General features: G+C 66.7%; 15 protein-coding genes. 8 read left to right on the forward strand and 7 right to left on the reverse strand.

Going from position 1 to position 16,702, the window contains the following annotated elements; all coding sequences use genetic code 11:
• Positions 1 to 7: 7 nt before the first annotated feature.
• On the reverse strand, positions 8 to 469 hold the full coding sequence (locus AB4061_RS13335; protein WP_043348382.1) for a tripartite tricarboxylate transporter TctB family protein: 462 nt from the start codon (positions 467 to 469) through the stop codon (positions 8 to 10).
• Between the two features lie 346 nt (positions 470 to 815).
• On the opposite strand from AB4061_RS13335, the gene AB4061_RS13340 reads away from it, so the two are divergent.
• Entirely contained in the window at positions 816 to 2,546 is a 1,731-nt protein-coding gene (locus tag AB4061_RS13340) for a potassium/proton antiporter (RefSeq protein ID WP_441634417.1), read from the forward strand.
• A 211-nt stretch (positions 2,547 to 2,757) separates the two neighbouring features.
• Here AB4061_RS13340 and AB4061_RS13345 read toward each other — a convergent pair whose 3' ends face one another.
• The 3 genes from AB4061_RS13345 to AB4061_RS13355 all read right to left on the reverse strand — a co-directional run bounded on the left by AB4061_RS13345 (position 2,758) and on the right by AB4061_RS13355 (position 5,703).
• Positions 2,758 to 3,798 (reverse strand): tripartite tricarboxylate transporter substrate binding protein, encoded by a 1,041-nt coding sequence (locus AB4061_RS13345; RefSeq protein ID WP_441634419.1) that lies wholly within the window; start codon positions 3,796 to 3,798, stop codon positions 2,758 to 2,760.
• A 50-nt stretch (positions 3,799 to 3,848) separates the two neighbouring features.
• A complete protein-coding gene (locus AB4061_RS13350; RefSeq protein WP_150984164.1) occupies positions 3,849 to 4,304 on the reverse strand; it encodes a DUF2214 family protein in 456 nt (151 codons plus the stop codon).
• Between the two features lie 178 nt (positions 4,305 to 4,482).
• Complete coding sequence (locus AB4061_RS13355) at positions 4,483 to 5,703, reverse strand: CaiB/BaiF CoA transferase family protein (protein WP_441634421.1); 1,221 nt, start codon at positions 5,701 to 5,703, stop codon at positions 4,483 to 4,485.
• A gap of 332 nt (positions 5,704 to 6,035) precedes the next feature.
• Between AB4061_RS13355 and alaS the strand changes: the two genes are divergently transcribed.
• The gene (alaS, locus tag AB4061_RS13360; RefSeq protein ID WP_441634423.1) at positions 6,036 to 8,660 is read left to right on the forward strand and encodes an alanine--tRNA ligase; all 2,625 of its coding nucleotides are present in this window, start codon (positions 6,036 to 6,038) and stop codon (positions 8,658 to 8,660) included.
• 156 nt (positions 8,661 to 8,816) lie between these two features.
• Here alaS and AB4061_RS13365 read toward each other — a convergent pair whose 3' ends face one another.
• The 3 genes from AB4061_RS13365 to AB4061_RS13375 form a co-directional block, all read right to left on the reverse strand.
• Complete coding sequence (locus AB4061_RS13365) at positions 8,817 to 9,578, reverse strand: slipin family protein (RefSeq protein WP_441634425.1); 762 nt, start codon at positions 9,576 to 9,578, stop codon at positions 8,817 to 8,819.
• A gap of 2 nt (positions 9,579 to 9,580) precedes the next feature.
• The gene (locus tag AB4061_RS13370) at positions 9,581 to 11,026 is read right to left on the reverse strand and encodes an NfeD family protein (protein WP_441634427.1); all 1,446 of its coding nucleotides are present in this window, start codon (positions 11,024 to 11,026) and stop codon (positions 9,581 to 9,583) included.
• A 94-nt stretch (positions 11,027 to 11,120) separates the two neighbouring features.
• On the reverse strand, positions 11,121 to 11,999 hold the full coding sequence (locus AB4061_RS13375; protein WP_441634429.1) for a LysR family transcriptional regulator: 879 nt from the start codon (positions 11,997 to 11,999) through the stop codon (positions 11,121 to 11,123).
• Between the two features lie 136 nt (positions 12,000 to 12,135).
• Here AB4061_RS13375 and AB4061_RS13380 point away from each other — a divergent pair, with 136 nt between their 5' ends.
• From AB4061_RS13380 to AB4061_RS13405, 6 genes are all read left to right on the forward strand, one after another.
• Positions 12,136 to 13,350, forward strand: a complete 1,215-nt coding sequence (locus AB4061_RS13380; RefSeq protein WP_441634431.1) for a YbfB/YjiJ family MFS transporter — start codon at positions 12,136 to 12,138, stop codon at positions 13,348 to 13,350.
• Positions 13,351 to 13,481: 131 nt separating this feature from the next.
• Positions 13,482 to 14,255 carry a class II aldolase/adducin family protein gene (locus AB4061_RS13385; RefSeq protein ID WP_441634433.1) on the forward strand — a complete coding sequence of 258 codons (774 nt, stop codon included), beginning with the start codon at positions 13,482 to 13,484 and terminating at the stop codon, positions 14,253 to 14,255.
• 96 nt (positions 14,256 to 14,351) lie between these two features.
• On the forward strand, positions 14,352 to 14,540 hold the full coding sequence (locus AB4061_RS13390; protein WP_441634435.1) for a 4-oxalocrotonate tautomerase: 189 nt from the start codon (positions 14,352 to 14,354) through the stop codon (positions 14,538 to 14,540).
• Between the two features lie 110 nt (positions 14,541 to 14,650).
• Positions 14,651 to 15,682: a threonine aldolase family protein gene (locus AB4061_RS13395; RefSeq protein WP_441634437.1), complete on the forward strand. Its 1,032-nt coding sequence runs from the start codon at positions 14,651 to 14,653 to the stop codon at positions 15,680 to 15,682.
• 66 nt (positions 15,683 to 15,748) lie between these two features.
• On the forward strand, positions 15,749 to 16,336 hold the full coding sequence (locus AB4061_RS13400; protein ID WP_441634439.1) for an NUDIX domain-containing protein: 588 nt from the start codon (positions 15,749 to 15,751) through the stop codon (positions 16,334 to 16,336).
• Between the two features lie 105 nt (positions 16,337 to 16,441).
• A complete protein-coding gene (locus AB4061_RS13405) occupies positions 16,442 to 16,669 on the forward strand; it encodes a sulfurtransferase TusA family protein (RefSeq protein ID WP_043348346.1) in 228 nt (75 codons plus the stop codon).
• Positions 16,670 to 16,702: the final 33 nt, after the last annotated feature.

Genomic DNA, 16,702 nt, shown 5'->3' on the forward strand with positions numbered 1-16,702 from the left:
CGTCTCCTTATCCTGCCAAGAATGCCGGCCACACCGGCATCTGAAGATTGATGCCGTAGACGAAGGCGCCCAGGCTGATGATCACCAGGACGATGGCGTTGACAACGGCACCCTTCCAGCTGAATTCATGGCTGGCCATCGACGACACCAGCACCAGCACCAGCACCGACAGCACCATGCCCAGCGGCTTGAGCATCAGGCCGAACAGCACCACCGAGCCCAGGATCCACAGCAAGGTCTTGATGTCCCAGCGTGCGAGCTGGTCTTCTTCCTTCTTGGCGGACAGGGAACTCCACAGCACCAGCGCGCCCAGCAAGGCGAGCACGATGCCGAGCCAGAACGGGAAATACCCGGGGCCCATCTTCGCGGCTGTACCCATGGAATACCCGCGTGCGACCCAGGAAAAGCTGAATCCGACCAGGATGAACATCAGGCCGGAGGCAAAGTCCTTTTGGCTACGAATGCGCAAAATGATTCTCCTCGAAAAAACTGCTTGAAATCCGTGCGGCGATGGATGTTGCGGTGCGTCAAAAACGCGCGCGCAACCGTCCCGCCGCTGGCAGGGAGGAAATTAAGGGGAAGACCTTTCAGCTACCTTTCAGATGTCTGCAAAAATGGTCAATCTGCGGGTATCTCCCTAGGAGACATCCAGGGCCCGCTTGCTCCGTTGCCGGGTGCTGCTTCACGCGCCCCGCGGCAGAGTGGTCATAGGGCTGCGCTATCATCGCTGGCTGCACTGCCGTTGCCGAAGCGTCCGCAGCTTGTGGCCGATGCGGCACGGCATGGAAAGTGAAAAGTGAAAAGGGAAAGCCGTTTTGGAAAGCATTGACCATGTCATCCTGATCGGCGCCGTCGTGATGTCGCTGGGCATTGTGGTGGGCGCCTTCTCGGCGCGCGTGGGCGTGCCCTTCCTGCTTGTCTTTTTATCGGTCGGCATGCTGGCCGGGGTGGATGGCCCCGGCGGCATCCGCTTCTCCAATACCTGGCTGAGCTTCCTGGTCGGCAACCTCGCGCTGGCGGTGATCCTGCTCGATGGCGGCTTGCGCACCCGGCTGGCCACCTTCCGGGTGGCGCTGAAACCCTCGCTGTCGCTGGCGACCGTAGGCGTGCTGGTCACGACCGGGCTGGTGGGCCTGTTTGCCGCCTGGGTGCTGGAGATCGACTGGAAGCTGGGCCTGCTGCTGGGCGCCATCGTCGGCTCGACCGATGCGGCGGCGGTGTTCTCGCTGCTCAATACCAGCGGCATCCGGCTCAAGGAGCGGGTGGCGAGTGTGCTGGAGATCGAATCCGGCATCAACGACCCGATGGCCATCTTCCTGACCCTCACCCTGATCGACTGGATTGCCGCGCCCGCGGGCCTGAGCCCAGGCGCGCTGTTGTGGCGCCTGGTGGTGCAGTTCGGGGTCGGCGGATTGCTCGGGTTGGGCCTGGGCTACTGCATGGCCAACGTGATGGAGCGCATCCGCGTGGCCGAAGGCCTGCAGGCCATCCTGCTGTGCTCGGGCGGCGCCATGGTGTTCGCCATCGTGCAGACGGCGGGCGGCAGCGGCTTCCTGGCCGTCTACCTGACCGGCATCCTGGTGGGCAACCGCGACCGCGCGGTAGGCCCCGACACCATGCGGGCGATGGACGGCATGGCCTGGCTGTCGCAGTCCGTGATGTTCCTGCTGCTTGGCCTGCTGGTGGCGCCGCACCGGATCTGGGAAGTGGCGCTGCCGGCGGTGGCGGTGGCGGCATTCCTGATGCTGGTGGCGCGCCCGGCGGCGGTCTGGCTGGCGCTGCTGCCGTTTCGCTTCAGTGCCCGGGAGAAGGGCTTCGTGGCCTGGATGGGCTTGCGTGGGGCGGTGCCTATCGTGCTGGCGCTGTTTCCCATGCTGCAGGGCATGCCGGATTCTGGCTTGCTGTTTCGCATCGCCTTTGCGGTGGTGCTGACCAGCCTGCTGCTGCAGGGCACCACCGTGCCGCTGGCGGCGCGGCTGGCGCGCGTGCTGCGTCCCGCCTATCCGGAGCCGCTGGCCCGCTCGCGGCTGCAGGGCACCCATGCGCCTGCGCTGGAGGTGATGCAGTTCAGGGTCGAGGCCGATTCGCCGGCGGAGAGCCTGCGCGCCGACCAGCTCGAATTGCCGCCCCGTTGCCGGCTGCTGACCGTGGTGCGGGACGAAGCGCTGGCTGCGCCCGGCCAGACCGTGCTGCGGGCTGGGGATATGGTGTCGATCCTGGCGCCGGGGACCAGCGTGCCGATGCTGGCGCTGTTGTTCCATCGGCCTGGGCCGGCACCTGCCTGGGGCAAGGCTAGCCATGATTTCCTGCTGTCCGGGGAGGCCATGCTGCGGGATGTGGCGGGGCTTTATGGGACGCGGGAGTTGAGTCCTGCCGAGGCGCAACGGACGCTGGAAGCCGCTATGCAGGAGGCCTTTACATCACCGCCAGTAGAGGGTGACGCCGTGGAGATCGCCGGGCTGAAGCTGACGGTGACGCGGATGGATGGGCCGCGGATTATTCAGGTGGGGTTGTTGTTGCCGCGGGCGGCGCCGGAGGCGATCTGACAGGTCCGGGTTTTGCGCGGGGACTGGGGGAGAGGGTGGATGCTCGTTACGGCGTCGTGCCGGACAACACCACGGGCTTCGCTTCAAGTTGCTCCTAGCTAAGCCACCCCTCTCCCCGGCCCTCTCCCCCTGAGGGGAGAGGGAGAGACAGCCGTCGTCATGGCGCGCGGCTTTGGCCTGTTCGGCGGCTTTGGCAAATGCCCCGAGCGTGTCAATCCACCTTGGCGCCCGACACCTTCACGATCTGCGCGTACTTCTTCAGTTCGCGCTGCACCAGTGCGCCGAACTGCTCCGGCGTGGTCGGTGCCGGCTGGGCGCCGATGCGGGCCAGCTTTGCCTTCATGTCGTCGGTCTTGAGAATGGCCACGATCTCGTGGTTGAGGCGSTCGACGATCTCTTTCGGCGTGTTGGCCGGGGCGAACACCCCGAACCACGTGGAGATGTCGAAGCCTTCCAGGCCGAGCCCCTTGCCGGCTTCGGCGATCGTGGGCAGTTCGGGCAGGGCGGCGGCGCGGGTGGCGGTGGTGACGGCGAACGCCTTGAGCTTGCCGGCCTTGATGTTGGCCGAGGCGGAGGCGAGGTTATCGAAGATCATGTCGGTCTGGCCGGACAGCACCGACAGCTGCGCGGGCGAGGCGCCGTTGTACGGGATGTGGACCATGCTGACCTTGGCCATGCTCTTGAACAGCTCGCCCGACAAATGTCCCGCGCTGCCGTTGCCACCCGAGGCGTAGTCCAGCTTGCCGGGGTTCTTGCGCGCGTATTCCACCAGTTCACGCACATTGCTGATATGCAGCTCGGCGGCCTTGCCGGGGTGCATGACGAGTACGTTGGGCACGTCGGCCACCAGCGTGATCGGGCTGAAGTCCTTCACCGGGTCGTACGGCATCTTGGCGAAGAGGCTGGGGTTGATGGCGTGGGTGGCCACGGCGCCCATCACGATGGTGTAGCCGTCGGCCGGCTGCTTGGCCACGTAGTCGGCGCCGATATTGCCGCCGGCGCCCGGGCGGTTTTCCACCACCACGGGCTGGCCCAGGCTGTCCTTGAGCTTGTCGCCGATGGCGCGCGCCACCGTGTCCAGCGGGCCGCCGGCCGGGTAGGGCACGACGAACTTGAGCGGCTTGGTCGGGTAGGCGGCCGCTGCGGCGGCCGGCGTGGCGCTAAAGGCGATAACGGTGCCAAAGGCGATAAAGGTGCCGATAGCGGGCAGGGCGGCGGCGAGCAATGCCGCGGCGAGTTTCTTCTTGAGCATGGAGATGCGTCGGGTTGGATTGGGAATCTGGGTGCGCCAGGCGCTGCGGCCTATTTCATGCCGATGCCGCGCGCCATCATCACCGCGCACAGCGGCAGCAGGATCAGCAGGTGGGCCTGGATCATGACCCAGCGCCGCGCGGACTTCAGTTCGGCGGGCATGGGCACGAAGTCCGGCAGGCTGCGCGCCTGGCGGCGCCACCGCTGGATGGCGAAGGTGGGCGGCAGCGAGCACAGGGCGATCACCACGAACACGGTGATCTTGGCGTGGAACCACGGGTTGTGCAGGTAGAACTGTGCACCCTTGGCGCCGTAGAACAGCCGCAGCAAGCCGGTTGCCAGCACCGCCATGGCAGTGAGGAAGTAGAGCAGGTCGTAGATCGACAGGCGTTTGAGCACGGGCGGCGTCATGCCGGGGCGCAGCACGACCGCTTCGGCGGTCATCAAGGCGATCAGCAGGAAGATGAAGGTGTAGTGCAGGAAGGCCAGCAGGGCGTCGGTCAGCATCCAAACTCCTTTTGTGGTTAGGCATGCGCCGTACGCCGGCGCGCGCGGGGTCAGGGTTCTTGCTTTTTTCGCTACGGCAACGGCTATGGCAACAACGACAGCAACAACGAAGGCAACGACAACGAGCTTCGGCTTGCCGCCCGCGCGCCGCCACTGCAGGCACGCAGCGGCAAGTACCCTACAGCACGCCCTTGGCGCGCAGCGCGGCAATCTGCTCCGGCGTGTAGCCCAGCATGTCGCCAAGCACCGCGTCGGTGTGCTCGCCCAGCAGCGGCGGGTGGCGCACGGCCTCGGGCGGCGTCGCGCTCATCTTGATCGGGCTGCCCACCAGCTTGACCTCGCCGGCGCTCGGGTGCGGTAGGTCCACGCGCAGGCCGCGCGCCTTGACCTGGGCATCCTCGAACACGTCGTCCAGCGTGTTGATCGGGCCGCACGGCACGCCGGCGGCTTCCAGGTCGAGGATCCACTGGGCGCGGGTGCGCGGCTTGACCATGTCGGCGATGATCGGCACCAGCACATCGCGATGCGCAACCCGCTGCGGGTTGGTGGCGAAGCGCGGGTCGTCGGCCAGTTCGGGGCGTCCGCCGGCAACGACGAACTTGCGGAACTGGCCGTCGTTGCCCACCGCCACGATGATCCAGCCGTCGGCGGCCTGGAAGGTCTGGTAGGGGACGATATTGGGGTGCGCGTTGCCCCAGCGCCTGGGCGCTTCGCCGCTGGCCAGGTAGTTGGTGTTCATGTTGGCCAGCATGGCTACCTGCACGTCGAGCAGGGCCATGTCGATGTATTGGCCTTCGCCCGTTCGCTCGCGGTGGGCCAGCGCGGCCAGCACGGCGATGGTGGCGTACTGCCCGGTCATCAGGTCGGAGATGGCCACGCCGGCCTTCTGCGGGCCGCCGCCGGGCAGGTCGTCGCGCTCGCCGGTCAGGCTCATGAAGCCGCCCATGCCCTGGATGATGAAGTCGTAGCCCGGGCGCGCCGCGTAGGGGCCGGTCTGGCCGAAGCCGGTCACCGAGCAATAGATCAGGCCCGGTTTGATCGCCTTGAGGGAGTCGTAGTCCAGCCCGTACTTCTTCAGTTGGCCGACCTTGTAGTTTTCCAGCACCACATCGCTCTGGGCGGCCAGCGCGCGCACCAGTTCCTGGCCCTCGGGCGTGCTGATATCGCAGGTCACCGAGCGCTTGTTGCGGTTGGCGGCCAGGTAATAGGCAGCTTCCGCGGTATCGCGGCCTTCGCCGTCCTGCAGCCAGGGCGGGCCCCAGGTGCGGGTATCGTCGCCGGCGCCGGGGCGCTCGATCTTGATCACGTCGGCGCCGAAGTCGGCAAGGTTCTGGGCGCACCATGGCCCGGCGAGAACGCGGGTCAGGTCGAGGACGCGGAGGTGGCTTAAAGCTCCCATGGGGTGTATTGCGGATCCGGCAAGGGGTGGGCGAGGGAAGGCCGGGCGGCCCCGCCGTCTGGTCTGGGTGGCGGCTTGCAGGGCAATCGGAGGCTGGCGCGAAACCAGGCTCGGGGGCGTCCGGCTGGGACAGCCAGCACTTTACCACCGGCAGGCCGCCGGGAGCACATCGCGGCCGGCCCGGATCGCGGCGGGGCGCGGTGTTGCGGGCGGCGCGAGGCGAATCCCCGGCGGAATGCCGCGCGGTCAGGCTTCCCCGTATAATCAACGGTTTGCAAAACCATCTTGACCGACAGCGCCCTGCCACGACGTGGGACGCCCTTGCCCAGAACATGAAAGTCTCCGACATCCGCAGCAAGTTCCTGCAGTACTTCGAATCGAAGGGCCATACCGTGGTCCGCTCGTCCAGCCTGGTGCCGGGGAACGATCCGACGTTGCTGTTTACCAACTCCGGCATGGTGCAGTTCAAGGACGTGTTCCTGGGCACCGACAAGCGCCCGTACACCCGCGCGACCTCGTCGCAGCGCTCGGTGCGCGCCGGCGGCAAGCACAACGACCTGGAGAACGTGGGTTACACCGCGCGTCACCACACCTTCTTTGAAATGCTCGGCAACTTCTCGTTTGGCGACTATTTCAAGCGCGAGGCGATCCAGTACGCGTGGGAGCTGCTGACCAAGGTCTACCAGCTGCCTGCCGATAAGCTGTGGGTCACGGTGTACGCGGAAGATGACGAAGCCTATGACATCTGGGCCAAGGAAGTCGGCGTGCCGCCCGAGCGCATCGTGCGCATCGGCGACAACAAGGGCGCGCGCTACGCCTCCGACAACTTCTGGCAGATGGCCGACACCGGCCCCTGCGGCCCGTGCTCGGAAATCTTCTACGACCACGGCCCTGACGTGTGGGGCGGCCCCCCGGGATCTCCCGAGGAAGACGGCGACCGCTACATCGAAATCTGGAACCTGGTGTTCATGCAGTTCAACCGGGACGAGCAAGGCAATATGCCGCGCCTGCCCAAGCCCTGCGTCGACACCGGCATGGGCCTGGAGCGCATCGCCGCGGTGCTGCAGCACGTGCACAGCAACTATGAGATCGACCTGTTCCAGGCACTGATCAAGGGCGCCGCGCGCGAGACCGGCACCACCGATCTCAACAACAACTCGCTGAAGGTCATCGCCGACCACATCCGCGCGTGCTCCTTCCTGATCGTCGACGGTGTGATCCCCGGCAATGAAGGCCGCGGCTACGTGCTGCGCCGTATCATCCGCCGCGCCATCCGCCACGGTTACAAGCTGGGCCGCAAGACCCCGTTCTTCCACAAGCTGGTGGGCGATCTGGTGGGTCAGATGGGCCAAGCCTATCCGGAACTGTCCGACGCCGAATCGCGCGTCGTGGAAGTGCTCAAGGCCGAAGAGGAGCGCTTCTTCGAAACCATCGAGAACGGCATGTCCATCCTTGACGCGGCACTGGCCGACGTCAAGGCCAAGGGCGGCACCGTGCTCGACGGCGAACTGGCCTTCAAGCTGCACGACACCTTTGGCTTCCCGCTGGACCTGACGCAGGACGTGTGCCGTGAGCAGGAAATGACGGTGGACGAAGCCGCCTTCGACGCGGCCATGAACCGCCAGCGCGAGCAGGCCCGCGCCGCCGGCAAGTTCAAGATGGCGGCCGGCCTGGAGTACAAGGGCGACAAGACCACCTTCCACGGCTACGAGAAGCTGGGCGTGGACGGTGCGAAGATCACCGCGCTGTATGTGGACGGCGCAGCCGTCGACACGATGCAGCCCGGCCAGACCGGCGTGATCGTGCTGGATAACACGCCGTTCTACGCCGAGTCCGGCGGCCAGGCCGGCGACCAGGGCGAGCTGAAGAGCGGCAGCGCAGTATTCAGCGTGGTCGATACCACCAAGGTGCAGGCCGATGTGTTCGGCCACCAGGGCACGCTGGCGGGCGGCGCGCTCAAGGTGGGCGACAGCGTCACCGCGCAGGTGGACGCGCAACGCCGCGCGCGCACCGTGCGCAACCACTCGGCCACCCACCTGATGCACAAGGCATTGCGTGAAGTGCTGGGCAGCCACGTGCAGCAGAAGGGCTCGCTGGTCGACGCGGACAAGACCCGCTTTGACTTCTCGCACAACGCGCCGATGACCGACGAGCAGATCCGTCGCGTCGAGGAAATCGTCAACGCCGAGATCCTGCACAACGCAGCCACCGGTGCTGAAGTCATGCCCTTCGACGACGCGGTCAAGAGCGGCGCGATGGCGCTGTTCGGCGAGAAGTACGCCGACGACGTGCGCGTGCTGTCGATCGGCAGTTCCAAGGAACTGTGCGGCGGCACCCACGTGACCCGCACCGGCGATATCGGCGTGTTCAAGATCGTGGTGGAAAGCGGCGTGGCAGCGGGCATCCGCCGCGTCGAAGCCATCACCGGCGACAACGCGCTGCATTACCTGCAAGCACTGGACGCCAAGCTGAACGAAGCCGCCGCCGCGCTCAAGGCGCAGCCGTCCGAACTGGTGCCGCGTATCGGGCAGGTGCAGGAGCAAGTGCGCGCGCTGGAGAAGGAACTGGAGCGCCTCAAGAGCAAGCTGGCTGCCTCGCAGGGCGACGAGCTGGCGGCGCAGGCCATCGACGTCAAGGGCATCAAGGTGCTGGCCGCACAGCTCGACGGCGCCGACGTCAAGACGCTGCGCGAGACCATGGACAAGCTCAAGGACAAGCTGGGCACTGCGGCCATCGTGCTGGGCGCAGTGGCCGACGGCAAGGTCAGCCTGATCGCTGGTGTGACCGCCGATGCCACCGCCAAGGTCAAGGCCGGCGAGCTGGTCAACTTTGTCGCGCAGCAGGTTGGCGGCAAGGGCGGCGGCCGTCCGGACATGGCGCAAGCTGGCGGCACGGAGCCGGCCAACCTGCCGAAGGCGCTGGCTGGCGTCGGCGAGTGGGTCGCGGGCAAGGTTTGAGGCAGATCTGAGGCATTCGCCGAAGCCGAGGAACGGGCCAAAACCGCGTGCCATGACGACGGCTGTCTCTCCCTCTCCCCTCAGGGGGAGAGGGGAGCAAACCGGCAGGAGTCTGCATCCCCCCGTAGCATCCAAAAGGCGCCTTGGCGCCTTTTTTCACGTCTGTTCGCGGCTTAGCTTTCCTATCAGCGTCAGGATGTCGATGGGCAGCGGAAACACGATCGTCGAGCTCTTGTCCCCGGCAATCTGCGTCAGCGTCTGCAGATAACGCAGTTGCATCGCCTGGGGTTCCCTTGCCAGCATTTGCGCGGCTTCCAGCAGTTTCACCGAGGCCTGCAACTCGCCCTCGGCATGAATGACCTTGGCGCGCCGTTCGCGTTCGGCCTCGGCCTGGCGCGCGATGGCGCGGATCATCGTTTCGTTGAGGTCGACGTGCTTGATCTCCACGTTGGAGACCTTGATGCCCCAGCTATCGGTCTGGGCATCGAGCGCTTTCTGGATGTCGATGTTGAGCTGCTCGCGCTCGGCCAGCATCTCGTCGAGCTCATGCTTGCCCAGCACCGAGCGCAAGGTGGTCTGCGCCARCTGGCTGGTGGCCTCGAGGAAGTTCGCCACCTGGATGATGGCGCGCTCCGGGTCGATCACGCGGAAATACACCACCGCATTCACCTTTACCGACACGTTGTCGCGCGAGATCACGTCTTGCGGCGGCACGTCCATCACCACCGTGCGCAAGTCCACGCGCACCATCTGCTGCACCGCCGGGATCAGGATCACCAGCCCTGGCCCTTTCACCTTCCAGAAGCGTCCCAGCATGAACACCACGCCGCGTTCGTACTCGCGCAGCACGCGGATCGAGGAAACGATGAGCAAGGCAATGATGAAGACCAGACCGCCTGCGCTGAATCCAAATGCCATGATCATGCTCCTTGGGTGGATGGGGGAATCGGGCCGGCAGTCGTTCCAGAGGCATGGAGGGCGCGCACTTCGAGCAGCAGCCCATTGCGCCCGATGACCAGCACCGGCTCGCCGCGCGCTAGCGGCCGCACGCTATGTACCCGCCAGCGCTCGCCGCGCACCTCGGCCCAGCCGTCCTCCTGGAGATCGTCCAGGATCACGCCGGGCGTGCCGATCATCGCATCGCCGCCGTTGATCGCGGGCATGCGCCGCGCGCGCCAGAGCAGCGTCCAGACGGCGAACAGGAACACCGCGCTGGCCAGCGCCAGGCTGCCGATCAGCCATAGCGGAATGCCGAAGCCGGGCACATTCGTATCGATCAGCATCACCGCCCCGAAGATGAAGGCGATGATGCCGCCCACGCCCAGCGCGCCAAAGGTGGGCAGGTATAGCTCCGCCACCATGCAGCCGATGCCCAGTGCGATCAGCCCCAGGCCCGCGTAGCTGACAGGCAGCATATGCAGCGCGAACAGCGCCAGCAGCAGGCAGATCGCGCCGCCAATGCCGGGCACCACCATGCCCGGCGTGGAGAACTCGAAGATCAGGCCGTAGATGCCGGCCATCATCAGGATCAGCGCCACGCTGGGATCGGTGATGACCTCCAGGAAGCTGTCGCGCCAGTCCGGCTCCAGCACCTGCACCGGCGCGTGCGCCGTGCGCAGCACGCGGTCCACGCCGGCGGCCTGGATGTGCTTGCCGTCCACGGCGCGCAGCAGCGCAGGCAGGTCGGGCGCGATCAGGTCCGCGACCTTCTGCGCGACCGCCTCGCTGGCCGACAGGCTGACCGCCTCGCGCACCGCGCGCTCGCCCCACTCGGCATTGCGCCCGCGCAATTGCGCCAGGCCGCGGATATAGGCCGAGGCGTCGTGCATCTGCTTGCGCTCCATGGTGTCCTGCGGCGGCGCGCCGGCAGGGGCCGAGGCTGGGGCCGCCTCCGGCTTTTGCGGCCCGCCGATGCCGATCTGCACCGGGCTGGCCGCGCCCAGGTTGGTGCCGGGCGCCATCGCGGCGATGTGGCTGGCGTAGAGGATGTAGGTGCCGGCGCTGGCCGCGCGCGCGCCGCCCGGATAGACGTAGCTCGCCACCGGTACCGGCGAGGCCAGGATGCCCTGGATGATCTCGCGCATCGACAGGTCCAGCCCGCCCGGGGTGTCCATTTCCAGCACGATCAATTGCGCGCCGGCGTCGCGCGCGCGCGCCATGCCGCGCTCGATAAAGCTTGCGCTGGCCGGGCCGATCGCGCCTTTGAGCGGGATGACGAAAACGGGGGGGGCGGTGCCGGCGGCCGCGGGCGCGCTCGCCTGCGCATTGGCCGGCGTGGCGGGGACCAGCGGCGTCGCCACCAAGGCAACGAGGGTCAGCCACAAGGTCGCGGCAAACCATCGCAGGAGCATCGGGACATGCGTCATGGCAGTGGCGCCGGCACGTGGGGTGCAAACGCGGCGCCACTTCAAGTGTAGGCGACCGGGCACATCTTGCCGGGCGCGGCGGCCGCTGGCGGACTCAGGCGGCCGCAGCCAGTCCTGGCCGTGGGGTGCGGAAAGTGTCGGCCAAGGCGCCCAGGGCGGTATTGGCCATGGCCGGATGCCAGGCCAGCAACGTGGTGACTTTGCCAGCCTGGCCGAGGTCGTGGAGGCTGATCTTGGGCAGGTCGCGGTACAGGCCAAGTACCGAGCGCGGCACAATCGCTACGCCAATACCGGCTGCCGCACAGGCAATGATGGCGTGATACGAGCCCAGCTCCAGCACCCGGCGCGGCGGGCTGCCGCTGGCGCCGAACCAGGCTTCGAGCCGGCCGCGGTAATTGCAGCCGGACTCGAACGACAACATGGTGCGGGTTTCCAGGTCGGCCGCGCTATGGATGGGAGCATGGCGCTCGCGGGCGATCAGCACCAGCTCTTCCTCGAACGCCGGCAGCGACGCCAGCGCTGGATCGTCCAGCGGCTGGGCCACAAAGGCGCAGTCCACCTCGAAGCGCGCCAGTGCCTGCAAGGCCTGGCGCGTGGGGCAGGTCACCAGCTCAAGCTCCACGTCCGGCCACGCCTGGTGATACGCGGCCAGCACGGCGGGCAGGCGGCTGGCCGCCGTGCTCTCCATCGAGGCGATGCGCAGGCGGCCTTGCGGCCTGGCCGGCAGCACGGCCTGGCGGGCTTCTTCGGCCAGGTCCAGCACGCGGCGGGCGTAGTCGAACAAAGTCTGTCCGGCCGGCGTCAGCACCATGCGCTTGCCGTCACGCAGGAACAGCTTGACGCCGAGCGAGGCCTCCAGCTGGCGGATGCGGGTGGTGACGTTGGACTGCACGCGATGCAGGCGGGTAGCGGCGCGGGTGATGCCGCCTTCCTCCACGACGGAGCGAAAGATTTCCAGGGAAGCCAGGTCCATTGCGATCCCCTTGCCGGGTGTGATGATGAAGTGACGACGAACAAGTGACGACGAACAAAAGATCATCTCTGAAAAAGATGATTGAGTTCTCAATTATTCATTTTTCGGTTCGCCAATCCGAGCGTAGCATGCGCCTATGAAATCCACATCCACCCTGGCATCCGGCGACGCCGCCGCCGCCGCCGCGCAGGCACAGCCTGGCGTCTGGGCCGTGGCCCTGGCGGGGCTGGTGGCGCTGGGCGTGGCGATGGGCGTTGGCCGCTTCGCCTTTACGCCGCTGCTGCCCATGATGCTGCACGACGGCAGCGTCACGCTGGGCGAGGGCGGCTGGCTGGCCACGCTGAACTACCTGGGCTACTTCGCCGGCGCCGCCGCTTGCCTGTTCATCCGGCCCGACCCGGCGCGCATGGTCCGGCTTGGCATGGTGGCCACCGTCGTGCTGACGCTTGGCATGGCGGCGCCCGGCGGCATGGCGGCCTGGGGCCTGTGGCGAGCCGCGGCCGGCGTGGCCAGCGCGATGGTCATGGTCTACGGCTCGGCCTGGTGCATGCACCGGCTGGCCGAACTGGGCCGGGCGTCGCTGGGCGGCGTGATCTTTTGCGGGCCGGGCATCGGCATCGTCATCACGGGCGTTTCCGTCTTCGTCATGGTGAGCGCCGGCTGGCGGGCCAGCTGGGGCTGGCTGGCCTTCGGCGCGCTGGCGGTGCTGCTGGTCGGCGCGGTCTGGCATGTCTTCACGCCCGCGCCGCGCACCGCGCACGCAGCCAGCCCGGCCGCGCCGGCGCAAGCGGCGCCGCGGCTGGGCCGCGAGACCTGGCTGCTGACCTTTGCCTACGGCCTGGCGGGCTTCGGCTACATCATCACCGCCACGTTCCTGCCGGTGATCGCGCGCCAGGCCATGCCGGGCTCGCTGTGGGCAGACCTGTTCTGGCCCATCTTCGGCGTGGGGGTGACCATCGGCGCCTTCGTCGCCTCGCGCGTCAGCACGGAGCGCGACAATCGCCGGCTGCTGGCCTTTACCTATGTGATGCAGGCGATCGGCGTGGCCATCGCGGTGGTCTGGCCAACGGTGGCGGGTTTCGCGCTCAGCAGCATGCTGGCCGGGTTGCCGTTCAATGCGCTGGTGTCCTTCGCCATGCGCGAGGCGCGCCGGCTGTGGGGCGCGCAGGCGCAGCGCCTGATGGGCCTGATGACCGCCAGCTACGGCCTCGGCCAGATCGTCGGGCCGCCTCTGGCCACGGCGCTGGTGACACGTACCGGCGGCTTCGCCGCCTCGCTTGGCTGCGCAGTGGCGGCCCTGTTGCTGGGTGGCGCGATCTTCGCCTGGATGAGCCGGCAACAACGCAGATAATCCGGCCCTGCCAAGGTGCCGGGGCGCGTCCTGACGCAGCGCCTGCCTTGCGCTACAGTATCGCCTTTGCCGCCCCCGGCGCCGGTTGGCTGAACCGGCGCGCGGCACCCGCGCGGCGCAGGAGCCGAACCATGTCCTTTGCCTTGCAGCCCGCCCGCGCCGCGGGCGCCACTCAACCCGTCACGCAAGCCGAGTCGCGCATGCGCGTCGACCTGGCCGCGGCTTACCGCCTGTGCGCCCAGCAGGGTTGGGACGACCTCATCTACACCCATATCTCCGCCGCCGTGCCGGATGAGCCCGATCACTTCCTGATCAATCCGTTCGGCTTTGCCTTCGACGAAATCCGCGCCAGCGACCTGGTCAAGATCAATGGGCGCGGCGAGGTGGTGGGCGACAGCAGCCATGCGGTCAACGTCACCGGCTTTGCGCTGCATGGCGCGGTGCATGCAGCACGCCCCGATGCGGTGTGCGTGATGCACTTGCACAACAGCGCTGGCGTGTCGGTATCGGCCCAGGCCTGCGGCCTGCTGGCGCTCTCGCAGCACGCCTTGCGCTTCTATGGCCGGCTGGCCTATCACGACTACGAAGGCCTGGCGTTCACGCCCGCCGAGGGCGCGAGGCTGACCGCGTCGCTTGGCCGGCATCCCGCCATGCTGCTGCGCAACCATGGCACGCTGACGGTTGGCCGGACCGTAGCCGAGGCGTACGTGCTGATGGCGACGCTCATCAAGGCCTGCGAGATCCAGCTTGGCGCGCAGGCTGGCGGACAGGTCGTGCAGCCACCGCATGCGCTGGCGCAACGCGCGTCCGAACAGCTTGACGACGGCGGCGCCGTCGAGGGCGAACTGGAATGGCCGTCGCTGTTGCGCAAACTCGATAGAATCGATGCTTCGTACCGCGATTGACCTTGACGGGTGCTGGCAGATCCCTCCGCGCATCGCCAGGGCAATCCGCAACGGACAACGAAAAACAAAACGACAACAGGAAACAGGAAACAAGCCATGCCGACTTACCACGTAGAACTCTTCGAAGGCCGCACCATCRAGCAAAAGCGCAAGCTGGTCGAGGAAGTCACCCGCGTCACCTGCGAGACGCTCGGCTGTTCGGCCTCGGCCGTGGATATCATCATCACCGACATCAAGCGCGAGAACTGGTCCACCGGCGGCCAGTTGTGGGCTGACAAGAAGTAAGCCACACACAGCTTCGCAACAGACAGCCCCCTGCCAAAAACCGCCCCGGACCAAAGGCCACAAGCCCCGAGGCCCATGGCACGCGCCACGCCACCCGCCACGGATCTCCCATGCAGCATTTCGCCTCCGACAACTACGCCGGCTTCTGTCCGGAATCGCTCAAGTATTTTCTCGAAGCCAACGGCAGCGGCCACGAGCAGGCCTATGGCGACGATTCGTGGACGCAAAAAGTCTGCGACCGGATCCGCGAGCTGTTCCAGACCGATTGCGAGGTGTTTTTCGTCTTCAACGGCACCGCGGCGAACTCGCTGGCGCTGTCGGCGCTGTGCCAGTCCTACCACTCGGTGATCTGCCATGAGCTGGCGCATATCGAGACCGATGAGTGCGGCGGCCCGGAGTTTTTCTCCAACGGCTCCAAGCTGCTGACCGCGCCAGGCGCCAACGGCAAGCTCACGCCCGATGCGGTGGAAGCGCTGGTGACGCGCCGCTCCGATATCCACTATCCCAAGCCCAAGGTGGTGTCGCTGACGCAGTCGACCGAGGTCGGCACGGTGTACACGGTGGAGGAAGTGCGAGCCATTGCCGCCATCGCCAGGCGCCACCAGTTGCGCGTGCACATGGACGGCGCACGCTTTGCCAACGCCGTGGCATCACTCGGCGTGCATCCGTCGGAGATCACCTGGCGAGCAGGGGTGGACGTGCTGTGCTTCGGCGGCACCAAGAACGGCCTGCCGGTGGGCGAGGCGGTGGTGTTCTTCGACCGCAAGCTGGCCGAGGACTTTGCTTACCGCGTCAAGCAGGCCGGGCAACTGGCTTCCAAGATGCGTTTTATCTCGGCCCCGTGGCTGGGCTTGCTCGAGAACGATGTGTGGCTCGGCAACGCCCGCCATGCCAATGCCATGGCGCAGTTGCTGCATGAGCGCATCGCCGGCATCCCCGGCGTGCGCATCATGTTCCCGACCGAGTCCAACGCCGTCTTTGCCGAGCTGCCGCTCGCGGCCATCGAGGCGCTGCGTGCCAAGGGCTGGCGCTTCTATACGTTTATCGGTGCCGGCGGCTGCCGCTTCATGTGCTCGTGGGATCTGCAGCCGGAAACCGTCGAGGCGCTGGCCGCGGATATGCGCGTGGCCTGCGGTGCGTGAATGCCGCCGTCCTTATAAAATGACAACATAACAAGACAACAAAACAACAAAGACAGGAGCTCCCGCATGGCCGTTTACCGATACTGTCCGCAATGTGGCTCGCCGCTGGAATTGCTGCCGCATTCCGGGCGCGAACGTGATGCCTGCATCCAGCCAGAGTGCGGCTTTGTCCACTGGAACAACCCGCTGCCCGTGCTGGCTGCGGTGGTGGAATATGAGGGCAAGCTGCTGCTGGCGCGCAACGCCGCGTGGCCGGAAAAAATGTTCGCGCTGGTGACCGGCTTCATGGAGCGCGACGAGACGCCGGAGCAGGGCGTGGCCCGGGAGCTCAAGGAAGAAACCAACCTGGACGCGCATTCGGTATCGCTGATCGGTGTGTACGAGTTCATGCGCAAGAACGAGCTGATCATCGCCTACCATGTGCAGGCGAGCGGCACCATCGCGTTGTCCGAGGAGCTGGTCGACTACAAGCTGGTGGCGCCGGAGGACATGCGGATCTGGTCGGCGGGCACGGGCTTCGCGGTGGCGGACTGGCTGGCCTCGCGTGGCCATCCGGTGCGGTTCTTCGATCGCCAGACCGGCGAGGACATTCCCGACCCGCGCCGGCGCGATGGCCAGGGGCAGCCGGGCATTTCGCTACAATACCGGCCATAATCATCAGTCATCGATGCGACAGCGGCAGGCATGGTCCCAATGGCCCTAAAACGGCCACAATGGGCCATGCCGGCTCCTGAGCGCACAGAACCAAGGAAGAGAGGAATGGAGTTCCAGAAAGAAGTGGATGCGCGCGGCCTGAACTGCCCGCTGCCGATCCTGCGCACCAAGAAGGCGCTGGCCGACATGCCCAGCGGCGATGTTCTCAAGATTCTCGCCACCGATCCCGGCGCCACGCGGGATTTCCAGGCGTTTGCCAAGCAGACCGGCAACGAGCTGCTGTCGCACCAGGAAGTGGACAAGGTGTTCGTGTTCTACATGCGCCGGCGTTGAATCGGCGACAGTTCGACGCGGGCGCGCCCCGCG

Source organism: Cupriavidus sp. YAF13, from assembly GCF_052113425.1.
In the GTDB taxonomy this organism is placed as follows: domain Bacteria; phylum Pseudomonadota; class Gammaproteobacteria; order Burkholderiales; family Burkholderiaceae; genus Cupriavidus.